Source organism: Pseudomonas cichorii (genome assembly GCF_003700275.1).
Lineage (GTDB): Bacteria > Pseudomonadota > Gammaproteobacteria > Pseudomonadales > Pseudomonadaceae > Aquipseudomonas > Aquipseudomonas cichorii_B.
In genome coordinates this window covers 228,648-254,599 of sequence record NZ_RBRE01000035.1, presented here as the reverse complement: position 1 = coordinate 254,599, position 25,952 = coordinate 228,648, and the positions used below count along the sequence as shown (strand labels likewise).

The following is a 25,952-nucleotide window of genomic DNA, read 5'->3' as shown; positions in this document are numbered from 1 at the left end:
GCGCATGCATGCAAAACCTGCTGAACGAAATTCTTGATGAAGTCAGACCCTTGCTCGGTCAGGGCAAGGTCGCCAATTACATTCCTGCGCTGGGTGAAGTACGTCCCGATCAACTGGGCATCGCGGTCTACAGCAACAGCGGCGAGGTGTTCTACGCCGGTGATGCGGCCACGCCGTTTTCCATCCAGAGTATTTCCAAGGTCTTCAGCCTGGTTCAGGCCATCGGCCATTCCGGCGAGGATATCTGGAAGCGCCTGGGCCACGAACCTTCCGGCCAGCCGTTCAACTCGCTGGTCCAGCTGGAGTTCGAGCGCGGCAGGCCACGCAATCCGTTCATCAATGCGGGCGCGCTGGTGATCTGTGATATCAACCAGGGTCGTTTCGCCGCGCCCTCGTTGTCGATGCGTGATTTCGTGCGTCGCCTGTGCGGCAACCCCGGCATCATTTCCGATGCCAAGGTCGCGGAGTCCGAGTATCAGCATCGTTCGCGCAACGCAGCGGCGGCCTATCTGATGAAGTCTTTCGATAACTTTCATAACGACGTTGAAGACGTGCTGCGCAGCTATTTTCATCACTGCGCGCTGAGCATGAACTGTATCGATCTGGCCCGCGCCTTTGGCTTTCTGGCCAATCAGGGTTTCTGCACCCACAGCGGCGAACAGATCCTTACGGCGCGCCAGGCCACCCAATTGAACTCGATCATGGCTACCAGCGGCTTGTACGACGAGGCGGGCAACTTTGCCTATCGGGTCGGTCTGCCGGGCAAGAGCGGTGTGGGCGGCGGTATCGTGGCCGTGGTGCCTGGGCGTTTTTCTGTCTGTGTGTGGTCCCCGGAATTGAACGCGGCGGGCAATTCGCTGGTCGGTATGGCTGCGCTGGAAAAACTCAGTGCGAGGATTGAATGGTCTGTGTTCTAGGCCGGTATTGAGTCGAGAGGTAAACCATTGAATGGATTGAAGTCTGGAACGCTCATGATGAGCATTGCATTGATGGCGCTTGCAGGCTGCAGCAGCCAGCGGGCTCAACAGCCTGAGTTGAGCCCGGATCAGGCGCGGGCGCAGATCGTGCGCCTGATGCCGGCCAAGACCCCGGACCGCCAGCAGTGGGCGGGTGATATCTATACTGCGTTCGTGGCGCAGAGGATTGACCTGAGTACCGAGAACCTGTGTTCGGTGCTGGCGGTGACCGAGCAGGAGTCGACCTATCAGGTCGATCCGACGGTGCCGGGAATGGCGAAAATCGCCCGCGCCGAGATCAACCGTCGCGCTTCCCGACTGCATATTCCTGCTGCGCTGGTGAACGCCGCCTTGCGGATCCGTTCACCGAATGGCAAATCCTATGGTGCACGCCTGGACGCGGCGCGTACCGAGAAGGAACTGAGCGCGATTTTCGATGACTTCATCGGCATGGTGCCGCTGGGGCAAACCCTGTTCGGTAATTTCAATCCGGTACGTACCGGTGGGCCGATGCAGGTCAGTATTGCCTTTGCCGAAAAGCAGGCGGCCAATTATCCCTATCCGGTCGATGGCTCGATTCGCCGCGAGGTATTTACCCGACGTGGCGGCATGTACTTCGGCATTGCCCATCTGCTCGGTTATCCGGCGAGCTACACGGAATCGATCTACCGTTTTGCGGATTTCAATGCTGGCTGGTACGCGAGCCGCAACGCCGCTTTCCAGAATGCGGTCAGCCTGGCCACCGGTATCGAACTGGCGCTGGACGGTGACCTGATCCGCTACGATTCGACTTCACCGGGCTCCACGGAGCTGGCGGTTCGTACCCTGGGCGCGCGCCTGGACATGAGTAATTCGGATATCTGGAACCAGCTCAAGCAGGGCGACAGTTTCGAGTTCGAGGAAAGCAAACTGTACAGCCGAGTCTTCGAGCTGGCGCAGCGGACCCAGAGCAAGCCGCTGCCAAGGGCGGTGCTGCCGGGGATTGTTCTCAAGAGCCCGAAGATCACTCGCAAGCTCACCACGGCCTGGTTCGCCGAGCGGGTCGATGAGCGACGCGAGCGCTGCATGCAGCGTTCATCGGCAGGTGCTTGAAGCGTTCAGGGGAAGTCTTGCAGTTTCTCCAGGGTCATTGCATCCAGTTCGCCATCGAAGAAGGTGTCCAGAATTTCCTTGAACAACGGGTTGTCCGGTGCCGCGGCGGCGAACAGGGTCATGCTTGAATGCAGCTTGAGGTCATCCGGGGAACCGAAAATCTGTCGCGCCGAACGCTGCACCTGAGGCGCGATGGTTTTGGCACACTGTTCCAGGCGAGGTCCCAGCACGGGATGCTGCAAATAGGCCCTGGCTTCATCGATATCGCCGATGGCATAGCGCTGCGCCATGGCGCTACGTCCCAGGCCCTTGATCTGCGGGAAGACAAACCACATCCAGTGACTGTGTTTTCTGCCGGCAGCGAGTTCGGCCAGTGCCTGCGGAAAAACCGCTTGCTGAGCGTCGACGAAGCGTTGCAGGTCGTAAGCATCGTGCATGATGTGCCTCCTGTTGTTAACGGGTAGGGCAGTGCGGTGATTTCAGGCCTGGTATCCATTCATCCATGATTCAAGAGTTCTTTTACGCATGTCCTTTGCCCGTCGCTTGACCTCCTTTGTGCAACAGGCAATCCGTGCCATGCAGCTAGTCTGGACCACTTCCCGGGCCTTGTCCCTCGGGCTGGTGCTGGCGACCCTGATTGCCGGTCTGTTACCGGCACTGGCCGCCTGGCTGGGCCAGCGGATTGTCGATTCGGTACTTGCCGCCATCCAGCTCAACAGTGCGACCGGTGATGCGCCGCTATGGCCGGTGTTGCGCTATGTATTGCTCGAAGCCGGTGTTCTGGCGCTGCTGGCTGCCGCCCAGCGGGCGCTGTCGGTGCAGCAGGCCCTGTTGCGCGTGCAGTTGGGGCAAAAGGTCAACACTCTGATCCTGGAGAAGGCCCAGACCCTGTCGCTGCTGCAGTTCGAGGATTCGGAGTTCTACGACAAGCTGGTACGGGTCCGCCGTGAGGCTTCAGTCAGGCCGCTGGCGCTGGTGACCAAATCGCTGGGCCTGATGCAGAACCTGATTTCCCTGGTGGGCTTTGCGGTATTGCTGGTGCATTTTTCGCCCTGGGCGCTGCTGATTCTGGTGCTCGGTGCGTTGCCGGTGTTCTTTGCCGAGGCGCATTTTTCCGGCAATGCCTTCCGTCTGTTTGCCCGTCGCGCTCCGGAAACCCGCCAGCAGAATTACATCGAAGCGCTGCTCTCCAATGAAATGCACATCAAGGAGGTCAAGCTGTTCGGTTTTGCGCCGCTGTTGCTCAAGCGCTATCGGGACACCTTCGAGCGCCTGTATGCCGAGGACCGGCATCTGACCGTGCGCCGCGATGGCTGGGGGTTTCTGTTGGGTTTGCTGGGCACTGCGGCCTTTTATCTGACTTACGCCTGGGTGATTGTCGATACCGTGCACGGGCGCATCACGCTCGGGCAGATGACCATGTATCTGGTGCTGTTCAAGCAGGGCCAGACTGCGGTGAGCAGCAGCCTGATGGCGATCAGCGGCCTGTATGAAGACGGCCTGTATCTGGCGGATCTCTACGACTACCTTGCGCAGCCGGTCCAGGCGCCTGTCGGCAACCTGCTCGAAGGCACCGCGCCCGGTGACGGCCTGCGTTTCGAGGCGGTCAGCTTCACGTATCCCGGAGCCAGTCAGCCGGCGCTGGAAAATATCGACCTGCATCTTGCCCCGGGTCGCAGTGTGGCGCTGGTCGGCGCCAACGGTTCGGGCAAGACTACCTTGATCAAGCTGCTGACCCGTCTGTATCGGCCTGACCAGGGGCGCATTCTGCTCGATGGCAGCGATTTGCAGCAGTGGAACGAAGACGCCTTGCGTACGCGCATCGGGGTGATTTTCCAGGATTTCATCCGCTACCAGTTTCTGGTGGGCGAAAATCTCGGAGTCGGTGATATCACGGCGTTTGATGACGAGGGCCGCTGGCGCGAAGCCGCCGAGCAGGGCATGGCGGCCTCGTTCATTGCGCAACTCGACAAAGGCTATGCAACCCAGCTGGGGCGCTGGTTCAAGGGCGGGCAGGAGTTGTCTGGCGGGCAGTGGCAGAAGATCGCCCTGTCGCGGGCCTACATGCGCCGCGATGCCGACATTCTTATTCTCGATGAGCCGACCGCTGCGCTGGATGCTGGCGCGGAGGCTGCGGTATTCGATCATTTTCGCGAGTATGCGAAAGGGCGCATGACCCTGCTGATTTCCCATCGCTTTTCCAGTGTGCGCAACGCTGAACATATCGTGGTGCTGGAGCATGGTCGAGTGCTGGAGCGTGGCGATCACGACAGTCTGATGGCTGCCAGTGGGCACTATGCAACGCTGTTCGATTTACAGGCACAAGGCTATCGCTAGCGGCTACGGCATGCCGATGTTGGCTGGCGAACAGCAACAAAACACTTGCAGGCCCTGGCTCGACGGCGTTTTATAGGGCCTCTTTGCCAGGCGCCGAAGTGCGCTCGTTTTTATCTGGATAAAACGGAGTCATCGATGCAATTTCGTTCATTGGGCAAGACCGATATCTCGGTCAGCGCCATCGCACTGGGCACCATGACCTGGGGCGAACAGAATACCGAGGCTCAGGCCTTCGAGCAGATCCAGCTGGCCAAGCAGGCCGGGGTCAACTTCATCGATACCGCCGAGATGTATCCGGTGCCGCCGCGTGGAGAAACCTACACCAAGACCGAAAGCATCATCGGCGAATACTTCAAAAAATATGGTGACCGCAAGGACTGGGTACTGGCGAGCAAGGTGGCCGGTCCCGGTCGCATGGAGCATATCCGTGATGGCAATCCGCGTCTGGATCGCGCCAATATCACCGCCGCGCTGGACGCCAGTCTCAAGCGTCTGAACACTGATTATCTGGACCTGTACCAACTGCACTGGCCGGATCGCAAGACCAACTTCTTCGGTGTGCTCGGTTATCAGCATGACCCGGACGACGTGGCAGTCGAGATCGAAGAAACCCTGGCGGTGCTGAACGATCTGGTCAAGGCCGGCAAGATCCGTCATTTCGGGCTGTCCAACGAAACCCCGTGGGGCACCCAGCGCTTCCTGCACCTGGCCCAGACCCATGGTTTGCCACGTGCCGTGTCGATCCAGAATCCGTACAACCTGCTCAATCGCAGCTTTGAAGTCGGCCTGGCGGAAATCGCCATTCGCGAGCAGATAGGTCTGCTGGCCTATTCACCGCTGGCGTTCGGTGTGTTGGCGGGCAAGTACCTGAACGGTGCCCGTCCGGCCGATGGCCGCCTGACCCTGTTCGAGCGCTTTCAGCGTTACAACAACCCGCAGGCCGTAAACGCCACCGCACAGTATGTGGCCCTGGCACGCGAGCACGGTCTGGACCCGGCACAAATGGCCCTGGCCTATGTGACCAGCCGTCCGTTCGTGACCAGCAACATCATTGGCGCAACCACCCTTGAGCAACTGGCCGTCAATCTGGCAAGCATCGACGTTGTCCTCAGCGACGAAGTCGTAGCGGGGATCGAAGCGATCCATATCAGCCAGCCCAACCCGGCACCTTGATCGCCTGACCTGCAGAACCCGGCTTGCCCCGTCGCGGGCAAGCCCCTCCCACAGAAAAAACAGCCTGTCCATGCAAACGCATTTGTAGCTTCTTATGCATTAATGGTATTTAAAAACTTACCATTAATGGCATTAAGCTATAAGCATCGGACCACCGGAGAACTCAATTACGTATCGATGATCGCCACCGTCCGCCGCACGGATCGCTCGTTGTGGCCCGGGCAGAGAAGCCCGGGTTCAGGGATTTAAAGGGGAGCGGTATGGGGAGCTTTAAACGACACTTGCTGGGTACGGCCATTTTGTCAGCCAATTTGCTGACTGCCGCAACCTGGAGCGCCGCAGCAGTGGCCGAAGAGGCCAGGGAAGAAAGCAAGACACTCGATGCCGTCATCGTCACCGGTACCCGCGCTCAGGAGCGCACTGCCAGCGCTTCGCTATCGCCGATTGACGTCATTTCCGGCGACAGCCTGCGCAACAGTTCCGGCTCCGGCGAACTGGGTTCGGTGCTGGCACGACTGATTCCATCCATCAACTTTCCACGTCCCAGCCTGGTCGACGGAGCCGAGCTGACTCGCCCTGCGCAATTGCGCGGCCTGTCGCCGGATCAAGTGCTGGTACTCGTAAACGGCAAGCGCCGACATACCTCGGCCTTCGTCAATCTGGGTGGCGCAGTGGGCCGTGGTTCGGCGCCTGCCGACCTGAACGCCATTCCACTGTCAGCCATTGACCATATCGAAGTCCTGCGTGATGGCGCATCGGCGCGCTATGGTTCCGATGCCATCGCCGGGGTGATCAACGTCATCCTTAAGGAAGGTGATCATGGCGGCTCGATTTCCACCCAGTACGGGCAATACAAGAAGGGCGACGGAATCAAGCGCAATGTCTCGGGCAACACCGGCTTTGCCCTTGGCGAAAACGGCTTTCTCAACCTGTCCGGTGAAGGCGCGAACAACGACTACACCGACCGCGCCGGCAACGACTTCCGCGCAGCCAGCGTGGGCTCTGCAACCTACGGCCAGCATGTGTTCCGCCAGGGCGAGCCGGAAACCGAAGAAGGCAAGATTCAGTTCAACGGCGGCTACAGCTTCAGCGAGGCCGCCGAGTTCTACAGCTTCGGTGGCTACAGCAAGCGACGTGGCGAAACGGCGGCGTTCTATCGGGCCAGTAATGCCTCGAACAACAATCCGGCGATTTTTCCCAACGGCTATCTGCCGCTGATTCGCGGTACGCTGGAGGACACTTCGCTGGTCGCCGGCCTGCGTGGCGAACTGGCCAACAACTGGCATTACGATCTGTCGGCCAACTACGGCAAGAACTCTTACGAGCTGCGCACCAGGACCATCAACACCTCGCTGGGCCTGAACACGCCACGTTCGTTCTACAACGGTACGCTGACCAACGACCAGAAACAGCTCAGCCTGGATCTGTCACGCGAGTTCAGCGCGGCATGGTTGCCATATCCGGTGTCGGTGGCTTTCGGTGCCGAGTATCTGCATCAGGGTTATCAGATCGAGGCAGGGCAGGCTGAATCCTACTTCCAGACCGGCAGCTCCGGGCTGGGCGGTTTCCGGGCGGCGGATGCGGGCAGCTATTCACGGCATAACGTTGCGCAATACCTGGATCTGGAAACCAATATCACTGAAAAGCTGGGCGTTTCGGCGGCTGTGCGGCGTGAGGATTACAGCGACTTCGGTTCCAACACCAGCGGTTCGTTCTCGGCGCGATACGATTTCACCCCGCAGGTCGCCCTGCGCGGCAGTATCTCCACCGGGTTCCGCGCGCCATCGCTGGCCCAGCAGAACTTCACCTACACCTCGTCGCAGTTGATCGGCAGTACCATCCAGGAAGCCGGTACGTTCCCGGCCAACAGCCGCGTGGCGCAGTTACTGGGCGCGGAAGATCTCAAGGCCGAGAAATCCCGCAACTACAGCCTGGGGCTGGTGCTCAAGCCGCTGGATAACCTGACCGTGACCGCGGACGTTTACCGGATCGATATCAAGGACCGTATCTCGCTGTCTTCCAACCTGGTGCTCAACAACACGGCAATCAACTATCTGCAGGCCAATGGTGTCGGCGATATCAACTACACCAGCGTCCGCTACTTCACCAATGCCACCGATACCAGCACCGACGGGATCGATCTGGTCGCCAACTACCGCTATCAGTTCGATAACGGCGTGGATTGGAACAGCACTCTGGGCTACAACTACAACCACACCAAGGTCACCGATGTAAAACCCAATCCGCCGCAGCTCGATCCGCTGGGCGTCAATCTGGTTCGTGTGGATCGTCGCGAGCGCATCGGTCTGCTGGGTGATAGCACGCCGCAGCACAAGCTCACCCTGGCCAACGATTTCACGATCGGCAACTGGACCCTGCACTCGAATCTGGTGCGTTATGGCGAGTTCACCAGTTATCAGGCCGACAAGGTCAACGACCAGACTTTCGATGCCGCATGGTTGCTGGATCTGGCAGTGGACTACAAGCTCAAGAGCTGGGTGTTCACGGTGGGTGGCGACAACGTTACCGATGTTTATCCAGAGAAGCTGAACGAGTTTGCCTCCAGTGGCGGCAACCTGGCTTACAGCACCTTTTCACCTTATGGGTATAGCGGAGCGTTTTACTACGCGCGGGCGACCTATAACTGGTAATGACGGTTAAAAAAACGCTCCCGCTTTTGGCGGGAGCGTTTTTTTGTGGGCTGCTTTTGTGCGCGACTGAATTGGCTTTCACCCGCACATGAACCTCAACTGCCTTGCAATGGTTTGGCGTCCTGAAAGAAATAGTCCTTCCATGATTCCGGCTTGTTCTTGATGGCGCCGACGCGGTACAGGAACTCGGCCAGCGGGTAGGTGTTTTTCGGGGTGATAGTGAACTGGAATTCAGGCGTATCGATGATCTTGAGCAATTCGTTTCGATCGATCTTGGCCTTGCTGACACGAATGTAAGTGTCCGCCGCTGCACCGATATCCTTGCGGATGAAATCCTCGGCTTCCGACAGCGCTTCAATGAATGCCTTGTAGGTCTTGGGGTTTTCCTTGCGGAATTTCTCGGTGGCGAACAGGGCGGTCGGAGAGTTGGGTCCCAACAGGTCATAGGTGTTGAGCACCACGTGTACGTTGGGGTTTTTCAGCTCCTGCTCCTGAAAGGGCGGGTTGGAAAAGTGCCCGGTCAGTTCGGTGCCGCCCGCGATGAGGCTGGCGGCCGCATCCGGATGCGGCAGGCTGACGGTGTATTTGTCGAGGCGGGCATATTCCTTGTCGCCCCATTGTTTGGCCGCTGCATATTGCAGGTAGCGCGACTGCACGGAAACGCTGACGGCAGGAACTGCAATGCGATCCTTTTCAGTGAAGTCGGCGATGGTCTTGACCCTGGGGTTGTTGCTGACCAGGTAATACGGGAAGTTGCCCAGCGAGGCGACGGCCTTGACGTTCTGTCGGTCCCTGGTGCGATCCCAGATCGTCAGCAGTGGCCCGACACCGGCACCCGCGATATCGATGGAGCCTGACAGCAAGGCATCGTTCACGGCCGAGCCGCCGGATAGCTGGGTCCAGTCGACCTTGATCTCCAGCCCGTCCTGCTTGCCATGCTTCTCGATCAGGTTCTGGTCGCGAACGACATTGAGCAGCAGATAGACGATGCCGAACTGTTCGGCGATCCGTATTTCACCTTCGGCCTGCGCAGTAGCGGGCAGTATCAGTGAGCCGGACAACAGTGCAGCACCCAGGCCAATGGCGGTTGCCAGGCGAGACAGGCGTTTCACGGGTTTTGGCATACAAGGCTCCAGCTTTCGAGAGATACGTTCGGGTGTGGAGTGAGCTTATATGCATAAAAAATCTTATTTAAATAACATTTAAGAATAATTATATGTTGATTGAGTAGTGGCTATTTATGACGGTCCTGCATATTGGCTTGGGCTTTTTATTTGTCTGGCTGCGCCTTGACCGGGCTTGAGACTTTTTTCGCTTGCGGCTTTTCAGCAGGCTCGCGCAGATTGTCCAGCGCGGCTTCCTTTTTGATCAGCAGCAATTCCAGCATGCGATTCTGCTGCCGGGTATCGATCAGCTCCTGCTTGAACACGGCATTCTCTTCCTGGGCGGTGCGCAAGCGTTCTTCAAGCAGTGCGCACTGGGTCTGGGAGTGCTGGTATTGCTCGCCGGTGCTGGCGGCTTGCTGATTGGCTTTGCTCAGCAAATCCTGCTGGTTGTTCAGCTCTTTGTTCACGTTGCGACTTTCCGCCAGAAGCCTTTCATTGTCGCGGTTCAACTGGGTGATTTCTTCCTGACGGGTCATCAGGCTCTGCTGGGCCTGACGCAGTTCCATGCGGGCCTGTTGTAGCTGCTCTTCGTGACGCTGCTGCTCGCGAGTGCGCTGCTCCATGATCGAGTTGCGGTAGTGCTCCAGCGCTTCGCGGGCGTGCTGATGTTTTTCTTCCAGAGATCGAATCTGCTCATCCTTGTCTTGCAGGCGTGTTTGCAGATCCCGGTTGGCCTGGTTCAGGCGGGCATTTTCCGTCTGCTCGCCCTGCAGTGCCTGTTGGCTGTGGAGCAGGGCGCTGGTCTGCCGCTCACAAGCCTGATGCTGTTGGCTCAGTTGTTCCTGTAGCTCATCGATTTGCTGCTGCGCTGCATTCAGTTCCTGCTGGCGCGCCTGGCGCTGGATGTCGTGCTCGGCCTTGACCACGTCAACACGTTCCTGGGCCTGCTCCTGCAGGCGCTGGGCAAGTCGCGCAACCAGTTCTGTCAGCTCATCGTTGATGGCGGGCGGCACGCTGTCGGTGTCATCCAGCTCTTTGAGATAGCGGTGGATGGTGGTTTTCGAGCCGGTATTACCCATTTCGACACGTACTGCATCGATGCTCGGGTGCTCGCCGCGGGCAAGCAGTGCCAGTCGAGCATTGTTCACCAGCGCCTTGTTTATGCCGCCGCGAGCCATACGTTCTCCTACGATTTCGTACTGTGGTATGTATCCTGTAATTACATACTATAGTGAATTGCAAAAAAGCGCGAAATTCGCAATAAATTAACCTGTGATATTGGCGTATTATCCCGTGTCATATGCCCGGCGAAGCTGTTCGGGCGAGCTGCGCAGTACGCAACGGGGGAGAAGGGCCATGAATGACGTTGATAGCTACATCGAGGCTGCGACCCGGGATAACACCCGGCGCAGCTATCGGGCGGCCATCGAGCATTTCGAGGTGACCTGGGGCGGGTTTCTGCCGGCCACCAGCGAAAGCGTGGCCCGTTATCTGGCGGCCTATGCCGCAAGCCTGTCGGTCAATACCCTGAAGCTGCGCATGTCGGCACTGGCGCAATGGCATAACAGCCAGGGATTTCCTGACCCGACCAAGGCACCGATGGTGCGCAAGGTGCTCAAGGGCATACGCGCCTTGCATCCGGCCCAGGAAAAACAGGCCGAGCCCTTGCAGTTGCAGGATCTGGAACGGGTGATTGCCTGGCTCGAAGCCGAGGCAAGCCAGGCCCTGGCGCGGCATGATCAGGCGCAATGGCTGCGCTGTCGCCGTGATGCGGCGCTGATCCTGCTGGGGTTCTGGCGTGGCTTTCGCAGCGACGAGCTATGCCGTCTGCAGGTCGAGGACATCAAGGCGATTGCCGACTCGGGGATCAGTCTTTACCTGTCGCGCAGCAAGGGTGATCGGGACAATCTCGGCAGGACCTACCAGACCCCGGCCTTGCAACGGCTGTGTCCCGTCCAGGCCTATATCGAATGGATCAACTGTTCGGCCCTGGCGCGTGGCCCGGTATTTCGCTCGATTGATCGCTGGGGCAACCTTGGCGAGGAGGGCTTGCATGTCAACAGCCTGATTCCGCTGCTGCGCCAGGCTTTCGAGCGTGCCGGCGTCGCTGCCGATCACTACACCAGCCATTCGTTGCGCCGGGGGTTTGCCACCTGGGCACAGCGCAACGGTTGGGACCTCAAGTCACTGATGGCCTACGTTGGCTGGAGGGACATGAAGTCGGCGATGCGTTACATTGATTCGGTTCCGTTCATCAGTGCCACTGAGGACGTGAACAGCTTGAAGGTTTCTTCTATTGATAAGCTGCGCCGATAGCGAAAACTTATGACAAGCATCAGGTTTGCCAATGAGCCTTCATCATCAATCGTGCGTAAGCTTCACTCCATCGAACTCACAACCCATCAGGAGATTCACCGATGCCTATTATCAACAGCCAAGTAAAGCCGTTCAAAGCTACCGCATTCAAGAACGGTGCTTTCGTTGACGTTTCGGAAGCTGACTTCAAAGGTAAGTGGTCTGTCGTATTCTTCTACCCGGCCGACTTCACCTTTGTTTGCCCAACCGAACTGGAAGACCTGGCTGACAACTACGCTGAGTTCCAGAAACTGGGCGTTGAAATCTACAGCGTTTCGACCGACACCCACTTTGCCCACGCTGCATGGCACAACACTTCGCCAGCAATCGGCAAAATCCAGTACACCATGATCGGCGACCCGACTCTGCAAATCTCCCGCAACTTCGACGTTCTGATCGAAGAAGCCGGTCTGGCGGATCGCGGTACTTTCGTGGTCAACCCTGAAGGCCAGATCAAAATCGTTGAACTGAACGATGGCGGCGTTGGCCGTGACGCTTCCGAGCTGCTGCGCAAGATCAAGGCCGCTCAGTACGTCGCTGCTCACCCAGGCGAAGTCTGCCCGGCCAAGTGGAAAGAAGGCGAAGCTACCCTGGCTCCGTCCCTGGACCTGGTTGGCAAGATCTAAGTCGTATGAAACGGCTGGGGGCGTTGAGCTCTTGAGCAAGTAAACCGCATCGCCCCAAAAAACGCCCGGGCGGTCATCGCCTGGGCGTTGTTTTTTCTACCTTCGTAAAAATAGGAAGTCGCCACATGTTGGACGCCAATCTTAAAGCCCAGTTGAAATCCTACCTGGAGCGGGTTACTCGCCCCATCGAGATCGTTGCGTCCCTTGATGACGGCGCCAAATCCCAGGAAATGCTGGCCCTGCTCAACGATGTGCTCAGTGTTTCCAAAGACATTACCCTGCAAGACAACGGCAACGATGCGCGCAAGCCTTCGTTCTCGCTGAACAGCCCGGGTCAGGATATCAGCCTGCGTTTCGCCGGTATCCCGATGGGGCACGAATTCACCTCGCTGGTCCTGGCGTTGCTGCAAACTGGCGGCTACCCACCCAAGGTCAGCGCGGAAACCATCGAACAGGTGCGCGCCCTGCAAGGCGAGTTCCATTTCGAGACGTATTTCTCCCAGTCCTGCCAGAACTGCCCGGACGTTGTGCAGGCCCTGAACCTGATGGCGGTGCTCAACCCGAACATCAAGCACGTCGCCATCGACGGTGCGTTGTTCCAGGATGAAGTGACCGAGCGCAAGATCATGTCGGTTCCGAGCATCTACCTCAACGGCGAGCTGTTCGGCCAGGGCCGCATGGGCCTGGAAGAGATCCTTGCCAAGATCGATACCGGCGCCAGCGCCCGTCAGGCCGAAAAACTCAACGCCAAGGACGCTTTTGACGTTCTGGTGGTGGGTGGTGGTCCTGCCGGTTCGGCGGCTGCGGTCTACGCCGCACGTAAAGGCATCCGTACCGGTGTCGCGGCAGAGCGTTTCGGTGGCCAGGTGCTGGACACCATGGCGATCGAGAACTTCATCTCGGTACAGCACACCGAAGGCCCGAAACTGGCCGTGGCGCTCGAAGAGCACGTCAAGCAATACAACGTCGACATCATGAACCTGCAGCGTGCCGACAAGCTGATTCCGGGCAAGGCTGGCGAGTTGCATGAAGTGAAGTTCGCCAGCGGTGCTAGCCTCAAGGCCAAGACTGTAATCCTGGCGACCGGTGCCCGCTGGAGGGAGATGAATGTCCCTGGCGAGCAGCAATACCGCAACAAGGGTGTTGCCTACTGCCCGCACTGCGATGGCCCGCTTTTCAAAGGCAAGCGCGTAGCGGTGATCGGTGGCGGTAACTCGGGTGTCGAGGCAGCCATTGACCTGGCAGGTATCGTCTCCCACGTGACTCTGCTGGAATTCGACGTGCAACTGCGCGCCGATGCGGTCCTGCAGCGCAAGCTGCACAGCCTGCCGAACGTTACGGTCATTACCAGCGCCCTGACTACTGAAGTCACCGGTGACGAGCAGAAGGTCAACGGCCTGCGCTACAAGGACCGTGTGAGTGGCGAGGAACTGACCATCGAGCTGGAAGGTATCTTCGTCCAGATCGGCCTGCTGCCTAACAGCGAATGGCTCAAGGGCGCAATCGAGCTGTCGCCACGTGGCGAGATCGTGGTCGACTCGCGGGGCGAGACTTCAGTGCCGGGTATCTTTGCTGCCGGTGACGTGACGATTGCTCCTTACAAGCAGATCATCATTGCCCTGGGTGAAGGTGCCAAGGCTTCGCTGAGTGCTTTCGATCACCTGATCCGTACTTCTGCTCCGGCCTGATTCAGGCTCCGCAGATACACAAAAGCCCCATGAGCGATCATGGGGCTTTTTTGACTGTGCAGGCTGTGTGGGGCCGGATTTATCCGGGAAGACATTATTCCCAGCGATGAAGATGCTGTGACTATACGGCTTCTTCGCGAATGAATTGGCTCTTACAGGGGCTGCTTTTTACAGCGGTGTTGGCTGGATGATTTCCACCCAGTAGCCATCCGGGTCCTTGATGAAGGCCAGGTTATTCATGCGGCCGTCGGCCAGGCGTTTCTGGAAGTCCACGCCGAGCGTTTCAAAGCGTGCGCAGGCTTCATGTACGTCCGGCACGGACACGCAGATGTGCCCAAAGCCACGTGGATCGCTGTTGCCATTGTGGTAGCTGAAAGCCGGATCGTTTTCCGTGCCGTGGTTGTGGGTCAGTTCCAGGATGCCCGGAATCGATTTCATCCATTCGTGGCGAGTCTGATCGTCGGCGGGGATCTTTGACTTGTCCACCAGGGCTAGAAAGTACAGGCTGAATTCTGCTTCCGGGAAATCACGCTTTTCGACCAGGCTGAAGCCCAGCACGCGGGTGTAGAAGTCCAGCGAGGCGGTGATGTCCTTGACGCGCAGCATGGTGTGATTGAACACGAAGCGTTGGGTTGCCGCTTCGGGTTCTGCGGTCACGCCAGGGAAAGTGTTGAGTTCTTGCAAGCTCATGATTATCTCCAACAGAGTGTTCAAAAATATTGCCGAATGATACGGGGCAGGGCGGTCGGTGCCAAACCCGCTGACCAAAAGTGTTGTGCCCCCCTTGCTCATGGCGGGCTACGGGCCCAGAATTTCCAGTTCACTGTACTGAGTAGCGCCCATCATGACTTTCTCGCCATGCAGATCCCTGTTCATAAGCCTTTGCCTGTTATCGGGGGCTGGTGTGCATGCCGCTGATGCGATGATCGTCTGGCCTGCGGGCTGGGAAGTGGAAGCGCTTCCGGCAGCGGACACTGCCACTCAACCTTCCGTGCAAGTCAGACAACGTGCGGTGAAAAACGATCAGGCCGGTAATCCGAGCATGGTGATGGAGCTGACCCAATCGCAACTGGTGCCCGGCCATGAGGTCAATGTGCAGGCCGTGTTGCTGGAAATGCGCAAGTCGGTCCAGGTCAATTTTGCGCGCAGTGGCTTTCAGAGTGTCTGTACCCATGTGCGCGAGGGGCAGCTCAGCGTGGTTCCTGCACTGGAGACTACCTGCACCGTCACCCAGAACGGTGTGCATGTGATGACCCAGACATTGGTGGCGGCGGCCAGCAAGGAACTGGCGTGGTCACTGTCCTATGCCGGATCGGTCGATGGCTATGCAGCCAACAAGGATGAGGTCCTGCGTATCCGCGACAGCCTGAAGCTCGATTCGGCCCCGTAGACCAGAAGACTTTTCAGCAGGCAAAAAGAAGCCCGCCGAAGCGGGCATGGGGCGCTATTCCTTTAGCGGTCTTCATCTTCCAATATTGGGTGTGAAAAAAACGTGAAGTTATTGCAGGCAAAATGTGGTGGCGAGCGCTTGAGCGAGATTTGTGATCTTCCGTTGAGCCTGTATTGATTCTGGTCAAAAAAGTTGGTTTGTTCGGATAACCGAACATTTGAATACAGTAGTGAAGACTCTTCCTTGAAACCCATGTGTGCCGTGCAAACAGAGAAGCAGTGTGGGGAGTGATGTGTTTCACAGAATAAGAGGAATTACAGTCGAGGCTGTTGCTGGCGAGCGGCTGTATTCTGAGCGTTTTTTGCAAGTTGTAACAAGGGAGAGATGAAAGGGGTTGGGGAAGAGCGGATTTATTGACGCCATTATTTTAACGTGAAGGCGTAACACTGCCGGTAGTTATATGCGTTGCTTGATGGATTTCGGGGCAGGTATATGGATTCTGCATGCTTATAGGTATTCATCTGTATGAGTGTGCACGCCGGGCTAGGAAGATGGCGTTAGCTGCAAATAAAAAGCCCTGCAGATGCAGGGCTTGCTCAACAAGAAAGAACAATCAGGCACGAAGCCAGGAGTCGACGGTTTCAACGCCGTATTGTTCTTTCCAGGCCTTCAGGCCGCGGTGGTTGCCGCCTTTGGTTTCAATCAGTTCGCCGGTGTGCGGGTTCTGGTAAACCTTCACGACACGGGCGCGGCGGCGTTTCGGGCCAGCCGGGGCAACCAGGGAAGTGGAGCTGACAGGGTCGAGGATCGCAATGATGTCGCGCAGGCTTTTGCCGTAGCCACCCATCAGGTCCTGGAGCTTCTGCTCGAATTCAATTTCCCTTTTCAGCCCGGCGTCATTCTTCAGGGATTCCAGCTGTGCAAGCTGTTCTTGAAGGGCTTTTTCTGCTGCTCGGAACTCGGCAAGTCTGGACAAATAAAATACTCCAACGGTGTAGTGGCTGTTGATAGCCCGATAAAGCGATATGACAAAAACGTTCGGCCGACTCGCTCATTTGGTCACTACCCGGTCCCGGCGTTTTCAATGATGAAACTAAGCGTTCCAGTCATGCGGTCGGGAGTAATGGGTAGTTATAATCAGGTGCCGGTAAATAATGCACGTTTTTTACGAGTTAGAAAACAGTCTTGTTGAAAATGATAAATGAAATGCTTTTCATCAATTGCCGGTTTTATCACTCGTTGTGTTATCGGTCGAAGCGCCTTGTAAGTTATTTCCGATATTAGCTGTTGGGTGAAGCACTGTGGAACTTGCAAGGATTACGTTAAAAACAGCGGCGAAATGCTCGCGATCGGCCACGCTTTTCCTGGCCTAGAGCCCTTGCTGCAACGCTGGATCGTCCGGATTCTGCTGTTCCAGTTCGGCCAGCAAGACCTGCACATTCTGTAATTGGCCATTTTCTTTCCAGTACTGGATCAACAGCACGCGCGCCCGTCGATTGGCGGGCTGGTTCTGAAGGATTTGCGCCAACTGCCTCTGTGCGGCCTCCAGTTGATCCAGATCGTGGAGGGCCACGGCCAGGTCATAGCGGTAATCGTTGTTACCCGGTTCCAGTTCCACGGCCTTGGCCAGACTGAGCAGCGCGTACTCGCTTTGCCCGTGTTGCAACAGCCAGATGCCCAGTGCGTGTTGCAGCAGGGCAGATTCCGGATTGCGTTCCAGCAGCCTGGCGAAAAGGCTACGGGCCTGATCGGCCTGGCCTTTCCTGTCCAGCAGTTCGATATGCGCCAAGGCGGCTTCGACGTTTTCCGGGTCCAGGCCAATGGCCCGCTGCAAGGCAGCCAGTGCAGGCTGCAGATCGCCGGTCTGTAAATAAAGTCGGGCCAGTTGCAGCTGGTTCTGTGCAGTTTGTGGCTGGTTTTTCAGCGCTTCCTGATAGGCCTCGGCAGCTTGTTGCAGCACCGCAAAGTACAACCCCAGGTCATCCGGGGATAATCCCAGCAACGCACGGGTGGCGCTGAACCTGACCGATTGTTCGCCGTCTTCCAGCAACGGGCCGAGCAACAGGCTGCGCTGTCCGTCCGGAATCATTTTTACACTGGCTTCGATGGCCGCCTGACGTACTTCTGGCGATGAGTCCTTGAGGCTGGCATTGAGCAGTTTGAGGGCCTGAGGGCTTGGGTAATTGCTCAGTTCGGCCAGCAGCGCGATACGGTGCGCAGGTGAAAGATCGTTGCGCGCCAGTTGCTGATAGAGCATGCGTGCAGCGCCCGGCTTGCCGTCATGGGCTTGCTGCATTGCCTGGGCGTATGTGTGATTGAGTTTCGCTGCCGGTTGCGCCGGGTCGCTGCGCCAGGACCAGGCAATTACTAACGAGGTTATCAGCACCAGGGCCGTCGCAATGCCGATCAGCCTGCGAAGTCGAGTAGTGGCGTGAGGCGATGAGCCCTGTATAGGCAATCTGGGCATATCGAGTTCCAATTCCTGACGGCTTGCAGCTTCGGACAGTGACTGGCTGCTGTCAAACCTCAATCGTACAGGGTCCGCAAACCAGAGACGAAAAAAAGCCCCGCGCTCATGGAACGCGGGGCCGACAGCTCAGGTGCTCAGTGCATCAGGCCTGCGGTTGCCAGCCGCCACCCAGGGCCTTGTAGATAGCCACGATACCGCGATACATCTCGATTTCTGCCTGGGCCTGAGAGTCTTCGGCTGCCAGACGCTCCCGCTCGGCATCCAGCAGGACCAGAAAATCTGCCGTACCTTCGCGATACTGCACAGATGCCAGCCTTGCGGCTGCGCGACTCGATTCACTCTGGCGAATCAGCGCCAACAGACGTTGCTGGCGTTTGTCGTAGTCGCTGAAAGCATTTTCCGATTCTTCGAGCGCCAGCAGCACTTGCTGTTCATAGGTGGCCAGCGCGCCTTCTGCATCAGCATCGGCGCTGCGGATCTGCGCCCGGACACTGCCCAGATCGAAAGCTGCCCAGGTGATGTTCGGGCCCAACGACCAGGCTCTGGCGGCCGAAGAGCCGATCTGCGAGCCGCGCCCGGCAGTAAAGCCGAGGAAGCCGCTCAGGCTGACCCGTGGAAACAGGTCGGCAGTCGCCACGCCGATTCGCGCAGTGGACGCCGCCAGTTGCCGCTCGGCAGCGCGGATGTCGGGGCGCTGGCGCAAGACCTGGGTTGGATCGCCAATCGGCAGGGCCTTGGCAATCGCCGGCAGTTTTGTCGGGCTCAAATCCACGCTGAGGCTTTCGGGACGTTCACCGAGCAAGGTGGCAATGCGATTGCGCTGACGAACCTGTTCGGCCTGCAACTGCGGCACACTGGCTTCGACTGCTGCCACACGGGCATCGGCACGCACCACATCCAGTTCGTTACCGACCCCGGCATCGCGCAACTGAGTGGTCACGCCGCGAGAGTCCTGCTGGTTTTTAAGGTTGTCGCGGGCAATCGCTTCGCGCAGTTGCGCACCACGCAACTGGCCATAAGCGTCGACCACTTCGGCGATCAGGGTCACCTGCAGTTGATACAGGTTGGCTTCGGCGACTTCCTGATCCGCTTCGCTGGCTTCCAGCTGGCGTTGAATGCGCCCGAACAGATCCAGTTCCCAGGCCATGTCCAGGCCCAGGTCATAGCGTTCGCTATTGACCCGGCGCTCTGTCGTGCCCGGTTGCTGACCTTTGCCGATGTCGCTGCTGACCCGGCTGGTGATCACCGGCATGGCATCATTGCTGACGTCATCGCGAATCGCCCGCGCCGACTTCAGGCGGGCAAACGCCACACGCAGATCGCGGTTGCCCTCCAGGGAACGGGTGACCAGTGTGTTGAGGGTCGGATCATCGAACTGCTGCCACCACAGGGTATCGACCTTGCTGCGGTCAAGATTGCCCTGGGCTGCCGAAGCGACTTTTGCCGGCGCCGTGTCAGGTGCCTTGTAGTCCGGGCCGACGGCACAGGCCGCCAGCGCCAGGACCAACAGGCTCGGTGCGAAGAGTTTCAGCGCGCTCATCAATGCATCTCCGCAGACAAGGTATTCAGTTTCTGTGCCCTGGCGGCCTTGCGGGCTTCCTGGCGGGCGACGAAGTTACGGATCAGCACATAGAACACCGGCGTCAGCAGCAGGCCGAAGAAGGTCACCCCGAGCATCCCGGAGAACACCGCCACGCCCATGGCATGCCGCATCTCGGCACCCGCACCGCTGGAGATCACCAGTGGCACGACACCCATGATGAAGGCGAACGAGGTCATCAGGATCGGACGCAGACGCAGGCGGCAGGCTTCCAGTACGGCATCCAGCGGGCTCATGCCTTCTTCCTGTTTATCCTTGGCGAATTCGACGATCAGAATCGCGTTCTTGCACGCCAGTCCTACCAGTACGATCAGGCCGATCTGGGTAAAGATGTTGTTGTCGCTACCGGCAATTATCACCCCGGCGATGGCCGACAGCAGGGTCATCGGTACGATCAGGATCACCGCCAATGGCAGGCTCCAGCTTTCGTACTGCGCCGCCAGTACCAGGAACGCCAGCAACACGCAGAGCGGGAAGACAAACAGCGCCGTGTTACCCGACAGAATCTGCTGGTAGGTCAGGTCGGTCCATTCGTAGACCATGCCGTTTGGCAGTTCCTCCTTGAGCAGTTTTTCGATGGCAGCCTCTGCCTGTCCGGAGCTGTAGCCGGGCGCAGCCGCACCGTTGATCTCGGCGGTGATGAAGCCGTTGTAGTGCATCACGCGGTCGGGACCTGCGGTATCGCTGATCTTGACGAAGGTCGCCAGCGGGATCATTTCACCGAGGTTGTTGCGGACCTTGAGCTGGCCGATCTGGTCGGAGTCCTGGCGGAACTGTTGTTCAGCCTGGACGTTGACCTGATAGGTGCGCCCGAAGCGGTTGAAGTCGTTGGCATACAACGAACCCAGATAAACCTGCAGGGTGTCGAAGATGTCGCTGATCGCAACGCCGTGGGTCTTGGCTTTCTCACGGTCGATGGCGGCATCGACCTGCGGCACGTTCACGGTATAGCTGGTGAACAGGCCGGCGAGTTCCGGCACGCTGCGGCTCTTGTTGATGATGTTCTGGGTTTCCTTGTACAGCTCGTCATAACCCAGGTTGCCACGGTCCTCGATCTGCAGGCGGAAACCGCCAATGGTGCCCAGCCCTTGTACTGGCGGTGGCGGGAAAATCGCCATGTAGGCTTCCTGGATCGAAGCGAACTTGCCATTCAACGCACCGGCGATGGCATTGGCCGACTGGCTCGGGTCCTTGCGCTGGTCAAAGTCTTTGAGGGCGACGAACACCACACCGTTGTTGGGGCTGTTGGTGAAGCCGTTGATCGACAGGCCGGGGAAGGCGATGGCGTTTTCCACGCCAGGCTGCTGCAGGGCCAGATCCGACATGCGCTTGATGACTTCCTCGGTGCGATCGAGGCTGGCCGCGTCCGGTAGTTGCGCGAAGGCCACCAGATACTGCTTGTCCTGGCTCGGTACGAAACCGGTCGGCGTGCTGGAGAAGCCCATCCAGGTCAGGACCATCAGGCCTGCATAGACCAGCAGGGCGATACCGCTGCTGCGGATGACGCGCGCCACGGTGCCGACATAGCCATGACTGGCTTTCTCGAAGAAGCGGTTGAACGGACGGAACAGCCAGCCACCGAGTATCTTGTCCAGGAAACGCGAGAACCTGTCCTTGGGCGCGCCATGGGCCTTGAGCAGAACGGCGGCCAGCGCTGGCGACAGGGTCAGGGAGTTGAACGCCGAGATCACAGTCGAGATGGCGATGGTCAGGGCGAACTGTTTATAGAACTGCCCCGTAAGCCCGGAAATGAATGCCGCCGGTACGAACACCGCACACAGCACCAGCGCCGTCGCGATGATCGGACCTGTCACTTCGCCCATGGCCTTGTGGGTAGCGTCAACCGGAGATAGCCCAAGTTCGATGTTCCGCTCGACGTTCTCCACAACGACGATGGCGTCGTCCACCACGATGCCGATGGCCAGTACCAGTCCGAACAGCGAGAGGGCGTTCAGGGAGAAGCCGAACATGTGCATGACCGCGAAGGTACCGATCAGCGACACCGGTACGGCGACCAGCGGGATAATCGAAGCACGCCAGGTCTGCAGGAACAGGATCACCACCAGCACAACCAGGATCAGTGCCTCGAACAGCGTGTGGATCACCGCCTCGATGGAGCCGCGTACGAAAATGGTCGGGTCATAGACGATGCTGTAGTCCATGCCTTCCGGGAAACCCTTTTTCAGCTCGGCCATCTTGCTGCGCACGTCATTCGAGATATCGATGGCGTTCGAGCCTGGACGCTGGAAGATCGGCAGGGCGACAGCAGGTTTGTTGTTGAGCAGCGAGCGCAGTGCGTACTGGTTGGAACCCAGTTCCACACGGGCGACATCTTTCAGGCGAGTGATCTCACCATCGGCGCCGGCGCGAACCACCACGTTCTCGAACTCTTCTTCAGTGACCAGGCGGCCCTGAGTGTTGATCGACATCTGGAAGCTGGTTGCGCTCGGGGAGGGCGGAGCACCCAGTTGACCGGCTGCCACCTGACGGTTCTGTTCACGAATGGCGTTGACCACATCCGTTGCAGTCAGATTGCGCGAAGCGGTCTTGTTCGGGTCCAGCCAGACCCGCAGCGAGTAGTCGCCCATGCCGAACAGTTGCACATCACCGACACCGCCCAGGCGCGCCAGCTCATCCTTGATGTTGAGCACCGCGTAGTTGGACAGATACAGCATGTCGTAACGGTTATCCGGCGAGGTCAAGTGCACGACCATGGTCAGGTCGGGAGACGCCTTGTCCACGGTGATCCCGATACGCGTCACTTCCTCGGGCAGCTTGGGCTCGGTGCGGGTCACGCGGTTCTGCACCTGCACTTGCGCGTTATCCAGGTCGGTACCCAGCGCGAAGGTGATGGTCAGGGTCAGCTTGCCGTCAGCCGTGGATTGCGAGGACATGTACAGCATGTTCTCGACGCCGGTGATGGCCTGTTCCAGTGGCGAAGCCACGGTTTCGCCGATCACCTTGGGGTTGGCGCCGGGGAAGCTGGCACGCACCACGACCGTGGGCGGCACCACTTCCGGGTATTCGCTGATCGGCAACTGGAACAGCGAGATGGCGCCTGCGATCAGGATCAACAACGACAATACTGCCGCGAAGATCGGTCGCGAGATAAAGAATTTGGAGAAGTTCATCGGACAAGTACCTTAGCCGCGAGGCGCAGTTGCGCTGGCGATTTTGACGGCCGCCTTGGGCGCCACTTGTGGCAGGTTGCTGGCTTCGAGGGCCTGGCGTTGTTTGAGCAGTGCGGCCAGCGTTTCGCTGGAAGCCATGGGGGTCATTTCCGGATCTACCGGTTGGCCGGGACGAACCCGTTGCAGGCCTTTGACGACAATGGTGTCGTCCTTGCCAAGGCCGTTGCGGACGATGCGCAGGCCTTCAACCTTGGGACCCAGCTCGACGAAGCGATAGGTCGGCTTGTTGTCCTTGTCCATCACCAGTACGAACTTCTTGCCCAGATCGGTGCCCACGGCTTCGTCGTTGATCAGCATCGCCGAATAGGTGCCGCTGCCGACCAGCTTGAGGCGGGCATACAGGCCGGGAGTGAAGCTGCCATCGCTGTTATCGAACACGGCACGGCCACGGATGGTGCCGGTCCGCGGGTTGACCTGGTTGTCGACGAAGTTCATCTGGCCCAGATGCGGGTTGCCAGCTTCGTTGGACAGGCCCAGATACACCGGAGTGGTCTGGCCGCGCTGACCCTTGCGTGCCAGTTCGGTGTACTTGAGGAACACGCGCTCGTCGGCGTCGAAGTAGGCGTAGACCTTGTCGGTGGAAACCAGGCTGGTCAGGGGCGTGACATCGGCGGTCACGATGTTGCCGGCAGTGATTTCCGCCCGGCTGACACGACCGTTGATAGGTGCCGTGACCCGGGTGAAGCTCAGGTTGAGTTTTGCCACATCCAGCTGCGCCTGAATCGCCGCGACACCTGCCTTGGCTTCCTGGGCCGAAGTGGTTCGCGAGTCGGCCAGTTCGGCCGAGATTGCATTGTTGGTGCGCAGACGCTCACCGCGCTCGGCTTCGTTGGTACTGCGATTGGCTACCGCACGAGCCTGCTGCAACTGGGCTTCAAGACGGCGAACCTCGGCCTGGAAAGGGCGCGGGTCGATCTGGAACAGCAGATCGCCTTTTTTCACCAGCGAACCGTCGGTGAACGCTACCTGATCGATCTGCCCGGAAACCCGTGGCCGAACCTCGACGGTTTCCGGCGCTTCGAGACGCCCGGTGAACTCGTCCCATTCATTGATCGGTTGCTCCAGCACCTTGGCGACGCTGACTTTGGCGGCTGCTGGAGCCATTGTGGCCTCAGGCGCACGTCCGCAGGCGCTGATCACAATCAAAGCCAGGGCTGTGAGGGGATAGCGCAAATGAGAGAGAGACTGAGACATGAAAAATCCGCCGGTAGTGTGAGATGGGCGGATTCTGTTGCGCGGGGTGAGTATTAACGAATCGAATAAACCGAAGGTTATTATCATCGGGAATGATAAGAGTGACGTCTCACCTCATCAATCCGCTGCTTCATGCTGCATCCGGCGCCCCATCGAACTGCTGCCGGGCAGTCTCTACTTCGGGCAGTTTCGCGAGCGTCCATTCGTGCAGCGCACGCAGAGGGTGCTGCAAGGTGCGGCCTAGCTGCGTGACTTCGTACTGCACCGCCACGGGCGAAGACGAGATGACATGCCGTGCAACCAGCCCATTGCGTTCAAGCCGTCGCAGGCACTGGGTCAGCGACTTTTGAGTCACGCCTTCCAGGCGGCGTTTGAGCATGTTGAAGCGCTGCGGCCCGTCATCCAGCGCTGCCAGAACCATCATCGACCACTTGTCTGCAATTTGATCGAACAGTGCCCGGCTAGGGCACTCCGAGGAGAAGCATTGCGGTTGTATATCGAGCACTGGGGGTTTCCTCCGGGATACCTGGGCGACTTCAGGTGCCTAATTGACATCTAGTTTACAAAATATACTTATATGCCCTCCACACGCAATGAAGTCCATATTCATGTCAAACGTTGATACCAGTGTCCTGTTCCGGCCTTTTTCCATCCGCTCGCTCGAATTGAAAAACCGTATTGTCATGGCGCCGATGACGCGGCTCTTCGCACCCGAAGGCATACCTGGCGACGCAAGTGCTGCCTACTACCAGCGGCGTGCGCAGGGGCAGGTCGGCTTGATCCTCTCGGAAGGCACCGTGATTGATCGTCCTGCATCACGCAACGATTCGGGAATTCCGTTTTTCCATGGCGACGCGGCCCTGGCCGGATGGAAGAATGTGCTCGATGCGGTGCACCACGCCGGCGGCCGAATGGCTCCGCAAATCTGGCACACCGGTGCTGCGCGCTACATCAATGGCTGGGAGCCCGACGCGCCAGTAGAAAGCCCTTCGGGTCTTGATTCACCGGGCGATCCGCGTGGCGTAGCGATGAGCGAAGAAGATATCGCCGACACCATCGCAGCGTTCGCCAAGGCAGCTGCGGATGCCCAGCGACTGGGTTTCGACACGGTCGAGATCCATGGCGCTCATGGATACCTTATCGATCAGTTCTTCTGGGCGGGCACCAATCAGCGTACCGATCGCTACGGCGGTCCGACCATCAAGGAACGCTCGCGCTTTGCCAGTGAAATCGTTGCTGCCGTACGTCATGCAGTCGGCCCCGAGTTTCCCATCCTCATGCGCGTCAGCCAGTGGAAGCAACAAGACTTCGGAGCCCGCGTCGCTGAAACGCCTGCAATGATGGAGGAATGGCTGTTGCCGTTGGTCGAGGCTGGCGTCGACGTCCTGCATTGCTCGCAGCGGCGCTTCTGGGAGCCCGAATTCCCCGAGATCGATGGCGAGAACGGCCTCAACTGTGCGGGCTGGGCCAAGAAAGTGACAGGTGCCGCGACCATCAGCGTCGGTTCGGTTGGCCTGGATAACGATGTCACCAACGCCTACGCCGGCAAGGGATCGGCCCCGGCAAGCCTGGATCGTCTCATCGAGCGCATGGAGCGCGACGAGTTCGACCTGATCGCTGTCGGTCGTGCCCTGCTCAGTGACCCTGAATGGGTAACCCGAGTGGAGAAGGACGACTATGCAAACCTGAACGGATTCAACGCCGCATCCTTGGCCGAGCTGGTTTAGGTTCGCTGTACTGCACTTGTTGACCGTGGGCTGCTCACCGGTTTGGTGAGTAGCTCCACGCATTTGTTATTGATTTTCGGCGCAAGGAATATTCAGCAGAGTATTGGCGCGTCCGTTTTTTATTGAAAGCAGTATGGCTGTCGAAATACATGCTTACAAAAGTCCGCTGATTAAGTTTGCCAATCATTTTGCTTACCTTTTTGTAAGTACTTTTAAAGCGCTGATCAACAGGTAGTATCTCGACACGTATCGGCGGCAGTGCTGCATTGATCACGCCTTTCTACAGGCCACGGATGGCGGGAGTAGCCTCACTCTTTTCGGAGATATTCACTATGCACCGTCGGGACTTCATGCAGCTTGCGGGCGGCACTGTCGCGCTTGCCGTACTACCAGGCA

Annotated in this window: 20 protein-coding genes; 10 read left to right on the top strand and 10 right to left on the bottom strand. The window is 58.5% G+C overall.

Annotated features, from left to right (window positions below; genetic code table 11):
- Window positions 1-8 precede the first annotated feature (8 nt).
- Window positions 9-917, top strand: a complete 909-nt coding sequence (gene glsB, locus ALQ04_RS08990; RefSeq protein WP_122315393.1) for a glutaminase B — start codon at window positions 9-11, stop codon at window positions 915-917.
- A 57-nt stretch (window positions 918-974) separates the two neighbouring features.
- Window positions 975-2,048, top strand: a complete 1,074-nt coding sequence (locus tag ALQ04_RS08985; protein WP_409077248.1) for a DUF1615 domain-containing protein — start codon at window positions 975-977, stop codon at window positions 2,046-2,048.
- A gap of 5 nt (window positions 2,049-2,053) precedes the next feature.
- On the opposite strand, the gene ALQ04_RS08980 is transcribed toward ALQ04_RS08985, so the two are convergent.
- Window positions 2,054-2,485, bottom strand: coding sequence for a DUF1810 domain-containing protein (locus ALQ04_RS08980; RefSeq protein WP_122315391.1), 432 nt, complete (start codon window positions 2,483-2,485; stop codon window positions 2,054-2,056).
- Window positions 2,486-2,573: 88 nt separating this feature from the next.
- Here ALQ04_RS08980 and ALQ04_RS08975 point away from each other — a divergent pair, with 88 nt between their 5' ends.
- The 3 genes from ALQ04_RS08975 to ALQ04_RS08965 all read left to right on the top strand — a co-directional run bounded on the left by ALQ04_RS08975 (window position 2,574) and on the right by ALQ04_RS08965 (window position 8,209).
- Complete coding sequence (locus ALQ04_RS08975) at window positions 2,574-4,385, top strand: ABC transporter ATP-binding protein (protein ID WP_122315390.1); 1,812 nt, start codon at window positions 2,574-2,576, stop codon at window positions 4,383-4,385.
- 135 nt (window positions 4,386-4,520) lie between these two features.
- Complete coding sequence (locus ALQ04_RS08970) at window positions 4,521-5,558, top strand: NADP(H)-dependent aldo-keto reductase (protein WP_122315389.1); 1,038 nt, start codon at window positions 4,521-4,523, stop codon at window positions 5,556-5,558.
- Between the two features lie 260 nt (window positions 5,559-5,818).
- Window positions 5,819-8,209: a TonB-dependent siderophore receptor gene (locus ALQ04_RS08965; protein ID WP_122315388.1), complete on the top strand. Its 2,391-nt coding sequence runs from the start codon at window positions 5,819-5,821 to the stop codon at window positions 8,207-8,209.
- A 95-nt stretch (window positions 8,210-8,304) separates the two neighbouring features.
- Here ALQ04_RS08965 and ALQ04_RS08960 read toward each other — a convergent pair whose 3' ends face one another.
- Both ALQ04_RS08960 and ALQ04_RS08955 read right to left on the bottom strand, forming a co-directional pair.
- Window positions 8,305-9,333, bottom strand: coding sequence for an ABC transporter substrate-binding protein (locus ALQ04_RS08960; protein ID WP_122315387.1), 1,029 nt, complete (start codon window positions 9,331-9,333; stop codon window positions 8,305-8,307).
- Between the two features lie 146 nt (window positions 9,334-9,479).
- On the bottom strand, window positions 9,480-10,493 hold the full coding sequence (locus ALQ04_RS08955) for a DNA-binding protein (RefSeq protein ID WP_122315386.1): 1,014 nt from the start codon (window positions 10,491-10,493) through the stop codon (window positions 9,480-9,482).
- 178 nt (window positions 10,494-10,671) lie between these two features.
- Between ALQ04_RS08955 and ALQ04_RS08950 the strand changes: the two genes are divergently transcribed.
- From ALQ04_RS08950 to ahpF, 3 genes are all read left to right on the top strand, one after another.
- On the top strand, window positions 10,672-11,631 hold the full coding sequence (locus tag ALQ04_RS08950; RefSeq protein ID WP_122315385.1) for a site-specific integrase: 960 nt from the start codon (window positions 10,672-10,674) through the stop codon (window positions 11,629-11,631).
- A gap of 101 nt (window positions 11,632-11,732) precedes the next feature.
- Window positions 11,733-12,296 (top strand): alkyl hydroperoxide reductase subunit C, encoded by a 564-nt coding sequence (gene ahpC, locus ALQ04_RS08945; protein ID WP_025259928.1) that lies wholly within the window; start codon window positions 11,733-11,735, stop codon window positions 12,294-12,296.
- Between the two features lie 125 nt (window positions 12,297-12,421).
- Window positions 12,422-13,984, top strand: a complete 1,563-nt coding sequence (ahpF, locus tag ALQ04_RS08940; RefSeq protein WP_122315384.1) for an alkyl hydroperoxide reductase subunit F — start codon at window positions 12,422-12,424, stop codon at window positions 13,982-13,984.
- A gap of 168 nt (window positions 13,985-14,152) precedes the next feature.
- On the opposite strand, the gene gloA is transcribed toward ahpF, so the two are convergent.
- Window positions 14,153-14,674, bottom strand: a complete 522-nt coding sequence (gene gloA, locus ALQ04_RS08935; protein ID WP_122315383.1) for a lactoylglutathione lyase — start codon at window positions 14,672-14,674, stop codon at window positions 14,153-14,155.
- Between the two features lie 154 nt (window positions 14,675-14,828).
- Here gloA and ALQ04_RS08930 point away from each other — a divergent pair, with 154 nt between their 5' ends.
- Entirely contained in the window at window positions 14,829-15,374 is a 546-nt protein-coding gene (locus ALQ04_RS08930; RefSeq protein ID WP_122315382.1) for a DUF4946 domain-containing protein, read from the top strand.
- Window positions 15,375-15,987: 613 nt separating this feature from the next.
- On the opposite strand, the gene ALQ04_RS08925 is transcribed toward ALQ04_RS08930, so the two are convergent.
- From ALQ04_RS08925 to ALQ04_RS08900, 6 genes are all read right to left on the bottom strand, one after another.
- A complete protein-coding gene (locus ALQ04_RS08925) occupies window positions 15,988-16,350 on the bottom strand; it encodes a histone-like nucleoid-structuring protein, MvaT/MvaU family (protein ID WP_122315381.1) in 363 nt (120 codons plus the stop codon).
- 393 nt (window positions 16,351-16,743) lie between these two features.
- A complete protein-coding gene (locus tag ALQ04_RS08920) occupies window positions 16,744-17,841 on the bottom strand; it encodes a tetratricopeptide repeat protein (protein WP_122315380.1) in 1,098 nt (365 codons plus the stop codon).
- A 145-nt stretch (window positions 17,842-17,986) separates the two neighbouring features.
- The gene (locus ALQ04_RS08915; RefSeq protein WP_122315379.1) at window positions 17,987-19,384 is read right to left on the bottom strand and encodes an efflux transporter outer membrane subunit; all 1,398 of its coding nucleotides are present in this window, start codon (window positions 19,382-19,384) and stop codon (window positions 17,987-17,989) included.
- Window positions 19,384-22,575, bottom strand: a complete 3,192-nt coding sequence (locus tag ALQ04_RS08910; RefSeq protein WP_122315378.1) for an efflux RND transporter permease subunit — start codon at window positions 22,573-22,575, stop codon at window positions 19,384-19,386. The genes ALQ04_RS08915 and ALQ04_RS08910 overlap by 1 nt, the downstream gene beginning before the upstream one ends.
- A gap of 12 nt (window positions 22,576-22,587) precedes the next feature.
- Entirely contained in the window at window positions 22,588-23,829 is a 1,242-nt protein-coding gene (mexE, locus tag ALQ04_RS08905) for a multidrug efflux RND transporter periplasmic adaptor subunit MexE (RefSeq protein ID WP_122315377.1), read from the bottom strand.
- Window positions 23,830-23,959: 130 nt separating this feature from the next.
- On the bottom strand, window positions 23,960-24,334 hold the full coding sequence (locus tag ALQ04_RS08900; protein WP_122315376.1) for a helix-turn-helix domain-containing protein: 375 nt from the start codon (window positions 24,332-24,334) through the stop codon (window positions 23,960-23,962).
- Between the two features lie 103 nt (window positions 24,335-24,437).
- Here ALQ04_RS08900 and ALQ04_RS08895 point away from each other — a divergent pair, with 103 nt between their 5' ends.
- Window positions 24,438-25,556: an NADH:flavin oxidoreductase gene (locus tag ALQ04_RS08895; RefSeq protein WP_122315375.1), complete on the top strand. Its 1,119-nt coding sequence runs from the start codon at window positions 24,438-24,440 to the stop codon at window positions 25,554-25,556.
- Window positions 25,557-25,952: the final 396 nt, after the last annotated feature.